2 protein-coding genes are annotated in these 2,911 nt (G+C 66.8%); one reads left to right on the top strand and one right to left on the bottom strand.

Going from position 1 to position 2,911, the window contains the following annotated elements:
* Positions 1-180 precede the first annotated feature (180 nt).
* Positions 181-1,149 carry a helix-turn-helix transcriptional regulator gene (locus BT364_RS38805; protein WP_072489810.1) on the bottom strand — a complete coding sequence of 323 codons (969 nt, stop codon included), beginning with the start codon at positions 1,147-1,149 and terminating at the stop codon, positions 181-183.
* A 64-nt stretch (positions 1,150-1,213) separates the two neighbouring features.
* Here BT364_RS38805 and BT364_RS38800 point away from each other — a divergent pair, with 64 nt between their 5' ends.
* On the top strand, positions 1,214-2,692 hold the full coding sequence (locus BT364_RS38800) for an MFS transporter (RefSeq protein ID WP_072489811.1): 1,479 nt from the start codon (positions 1,214-1,216) through the stop codon (positions 2,690-2,692).
* Positions 2,693-2,911: the final 219 nt, after the last annotated feature.

The following is a 2,911-nucleotide window of genomic DNA, read 5'->3' as shown; positions in this document are numbered from 1 at the left end:
TCACACCAGCCCTGTCTGGCAGAACGGAAGGAGAATCTGCCAGACACCAACCTCCCAACCAAACAACCCATAACTAAGTAGCGACACGCTACTAGCCAGGGGCGCACTCAGCGACTCGTGTGGGGTGGCCCGCGGAAGTAGCTGTGACTGAGCAGGTCGCGCCAAGGTAGCCGCGCAAGTTCAGTCGTCGGTGAGTCCTTTGCGAATTCGATTGTGTAGGGAGTGCAGTGCTTGCCGGAGTTCGGGCGGTTCGATGTCTGTGATGTCGGCGTCGAAGGTGAGGAGGAGGCCCGCGAGTCCTGGCCATGACCAGGCACCGAGGGTGAGTCGGCAACTGTCTTCGGTGTCGTACTCAACTGTTGATCCGCCGGGGGCGAACGGGGCGACGGTGGACGCGGGCAGGGCGAGGATTGCCGATCCGCGGCATTGCCATTCGGCTGCGGCGTCTCCGCGGTCGTGGGTGGTCATGACGAAGGTGACGGGATCGTTGTGCGGGATGCCGCGTCGGTCGAAGGGGGTGTGCGTGGGTAGGCGTGGTGTGATGCGGTCGAGGCGCATCACGCGCCATCCATGTGCGTCCCGGTCGAAGGCGACGAGGTACCAGCGGGCCGCCCAGACCACGAGGTCGTGCGGCTCCAGGGTGAGGGCGACGGGTTCGCCGTCGCCGGTGTAGTCCACGCGGACGAGGTGTCGGCGGTTGATCGCGCTGCCGATGGTGCGGACGATCTCGGCGTGGATCGGTGGCGAGGGGAACTCCCAGTAGTTGCGGGCAGCGGAGACGGTGAACGCTTCGGCGTGGACGCGGCTGCGCGCGGGCATCGCTTGATGCAGTGTGGCGAGGGCGCGGGCTGAGTTCTCGCGGATGCCGGAGAGGATCGTGGGGACGGTCTGGAGCGCGACGGCCGCAGCGACGGCCTGGTCTTCATCGAAGACAACCGGCGGCAGGCGGGTCGCGCGGCCGAGTCGGTACCCGCCACCGGCTCCGCGGACGGCTTCGATCTCGTACCCGAGGTCTCTGAGCGTGTCGATGTCACGGCGCACGGTTCGCACCGACGCCCCGAGCCTGGTGGCGAGTTCCTCAGCGCTCAGGGTCGCGCCGGTCCCAAAGATCGACAGCAGCTTGAGAGTCCGCGCGGAGGTGGTAGCCATAGTCCCCGATCCTCCCACCCAAAGCGGCCACTCGGTGGCAACTATGACTGTCATCGTGGCCGACATGACCGATTCACCGAGCCCCCGAGAGGGCAGCCGCGCATCTGACGCTTTCACGACACTCATAGCCGGCGCCGGCGCGACCACGGCGCTCCTGGTGGTGCTCGTCGGTTCATTCATGGACCTTCTCGACGCGACGATCGTCACCGTCGCCGCCCCGGCGATAGCCCAAGACCTGGGGTCTAGCGACGCTCAGATCCAGTGGACGATCGCCGCCTACGCCCTCGCCATGGGCGCGGGCCTGATCACCGGCGGGCGGCTCGGTGACCAGTACGGCCGCAAACGGCTGTTCATGATTGGGCTGTCCGGGTTCATGGTCACCTCCGCGCTGTGCGCGCTGGCCGTCGATCCCGGAATGCTCATCGGCATGCGCGCCGGGCAAGGGCTGACCGCGGGGATCATGGTCCCGCAGGTGTTCGGGATCATCCGCGCATCGTTCGCCCCGGGGGAGCGTGCTAAAGCGTTCGGCGCCTACGGGGCCTTCCAGGGCCTCGCCTCGGTCGCTGGCCCGCTGCTGGGCGGACTGCTCGTCGACACCGCCCTGTTCGACCTGGGATGGCGCACCATCTTCTGGGTCAACGTGCCGGTCTCGATCCTGGCGCTCATCATCGGCGCGAAGATTCTGCCCGAGTCCCGGTCGGCCTCGACCGCACGACTGGACCTGTTGGGCGCTGTTCTCGCGGCCTCGGGCATCTTCCTGTTGCTGCTGCCCATCATCCAGACTGAGACCTGGGGATGGCCCTGGGCCAGCTACGCCCTGCTAGCGGCCGGGATCATCGTGCTCGCGATTTTCCTGGCCTACGAACGCCGCCTTGCCCGAGGTGGGAACGAACCCGTCTTCGACCCGGCTCTGCTCCGAATCCGCGCCTTCGCGGGCGGCCTGAGCGCTTCGGTGCTCTTCTTCGGCGGTATTGGGCCGTTCTTCCTCACCCTGTCGGTCTACCTGCAAAACGGCACCAGCCGAACCGCGTTGGAGACCGGCCTAGTCATCCTGCCTTACGCGCTCGGCTCGATCGTCACCTCCGGCCTCGGCGTCGCCCTGGCCGCCAAGGCCGGCAGGGTCCTGCTGATCACCGGCTCACTCACCATCGCGGCATCTCAGCTCGTCCTATGGGCCATCACCAGGGACGGCAACAACCCTGGATACTGGCTCCTCGCCCTCGCCCTGTTCATCGGCGGCCTCGGGCTCGGCCTGGCCGCACCCATCCTCGTCAACGTCGTCCTCGCCGGCGTCCCAGGACGTAACGCAGGCGCCGCCGGGGGCGTGCTCTCCACCGTCAACCAGATCGGCGCCGCCATCGGCATCGCCGTTCTGGGCACGATCTTCTTCACCACGGCCACCGAATCAGACACCGGCGCGCCGGCCCTGCCTGACTACAGTCACGCACTCAGCGTCGTCCTGATCATCTCCGCCGTCCTCTACGCGATCACGGCACTGGTGATGCTCGCCCTTCCGAAAGTCGCAGCCGCCCACACCGAGTAGAGACGTCACACCGGGCGAACCTCGTCGGGCAGACGGTCTCCGACATAGACCGGCGCGGTCATGCTCCCGCTCGCCGGATGGGCGGCGGCACCGCGAGGGAGACGACAAGACGCTGGGGCCTTGACCCAAGGCCGGGTAGTTAACGTTTTCGCAGGTCATGCAAGCCAGTTGAAGGATTTCCGACGCAGAACAACGGAGCTCGTTGGTACAGGCAGTCGA

It is taken from the genome of Streptomyces atratus, assembly GCF_900119365.1.
Taxonomy (GTDB): Bacteria; Actinomycetota; Actinomycetes; order Streptomycetales; family Streptomycetaceae; genus Streptomyces; species Streptomyces atratus_B.
This window is presented reverse-complemented; position numbering and strand designations above follow the sequence as displayed.